Origin of the sequence: Streptomyces sp. NRRL F-2664 (assembly GCF_000719345.1) — a bacterium.
GTDB lineage: Bacteria > Actinomycetota > Actinomycetes > Streptomycetales > Streptomycetaceae > Streptomyces.
Genome location: NZ_JOFX01000461.1, coordinates 1 through 319, shown reverse-complemented (window position 1 = coordinate 319; position 319 = coordinate 1). Strand labels below are relative to the sequence as shown.

Sequence of the window (319 nt, the reverse complement as noted above, 5' to 3'; positions counted from 1 at the left end):
GCGTCCGCCTCGGGGGCGGCCTGCTCCGCAGGGGTGGAGGTCTCGGCCGCAGCCTCCGGCTCGGCGCCCTGCTCCGCGGCCGGGGCCGCGTCCTGGGCCTGCGGCGCGTCCGCCTGGGCGGCCTCAGGCTCGGCGGCAACCGCCGGGGTGGCCTCCGGCTCGCCGGCTTCGGTCTGCGGCTCGGCCGCGACGGCGGTTTCCATCGACCCGGCGGGAGCGACGGCGTCCGCCTCGGGGGCGGCCTGCTCCGCAGGGGTGGAGGTCTCGGCCGCAGCCTCCGGCTCGGCGCCCTGCTCCGCGGCCGGGGCCGCGTCCTGGG

1 pseudogene is annotated in these 319 nt (G+C 82.1%); it reads right to left on the bottom strand.

Annotation, left to right across the window (positions count from 1 at the left end):
- Positions 1-319, bottom strand: a pseudogene (locus IF89_RS0136520) (hypothetical protein); the annotation flags it as partial.